The sequence below is a fragment of the Methylobacterium sp. WL18 genome, assembly GCF_008040015.1.
Classification (GTDB): domain Bacteria; phylum Pseudomonadota; class Alphaproteobacteria; order Rhizobiales; family Beijerinckiaceae; genus Methylobacterium; species Methylobacterium mesophilicum.
Window position 1 is genome coordinate 1 of sequence record NZ_VRVD01001085.1, and the last position, 896, is coordinate 896.

The 896-nt window shown below is 72.7% G+C and carries 1 protein-coding gene; it reads left to right on the top strand.

Annotated features, from left to right (window positions below; translation table 11 throughout):
* Positions 1-14: 14 nt before the first annotated feature.
* A partial coding sequence (locus FV228_RS31030) for an oligopeptide transporter, OPT family (protein ID WP_246694103.1) occupies positions 15-896 on the top strand: 882 nt, incomplete at its 3' end.

The window sequence follows — 896 nt, forward strand, 5'->3', positions numbered from 1 at the left end:
AGGGCACCGGCAGCATCACGGCCCGCGGGATCGTGCTCGGCGCGCTGATCACGGTCGTCTTCATGGCCGCCAACATCTATCTCGGCCTGAAGACCGGGATGACGTTCTCGTCCTCGATCCCCGCCGCACTGATCTCGATGGGCGCCCTGCGCCTCGTCGGCGGCGCCGGCATCCTCGAGAACAACATCGTCCAGACCCAGGCCTCGGCCGCCGGCACCCTGTGCAACGTGATCCTGGTCCTGCCGGGCCTCGTCCTGATCGGGCACTGGCACGGCTTTCCGTTCTGGGAGACCAGCCTGGTCTGCCTGATCGGCGGGTGGCTCGGCGTGGCGTTCTCGATCCCGCTGCGCCGGGCGCTGGTCTCGGGCAGCGACCTCCCCTACCCCGAGGGCGTCGCCGCCGCCGAGGTGCTGCGCGCCGGCCATGCCGATTCCGGAGGTTCCGCTTCCGATGAGCGCGGCCTGAAGACCCTGCTGACCGCCGCCGCCGGCTCCGGCCTGGTCGCCTTCGCCACCAGCGGCCTGCGCATCCTGGCCGAAGGTGTGCTCACCGCCTTCAGCCTGGGCGGCGCCGTGTTCAGCATCGGCAGCGGATTCTCCCTGGCCCTGGTCGGGGTCGGCTACCTCGTCGGGATCGGCGCCTGCCTGGCCCTGCTCACCGGCGTGGTCATCGCCTGGGGCATCATGGTCCCGGTCCTGACCGCCCTGACGCCCCAGCCCGGCCTGGAGCCTGGGGCGGCCGCGCAGGCGATCTGGTCCGGGCAGGTCCGGCTCGTCGGTGCCGGCATCATCGCGGTCGGCGGGTTCTGGACCGTGGCCACGCTGGTCCGGCCGATCGCCCGCAGCATCCGGGTGGCGCTCGCCGCCGGCAACCCGGCGCATGCCGCCGACCGGCAG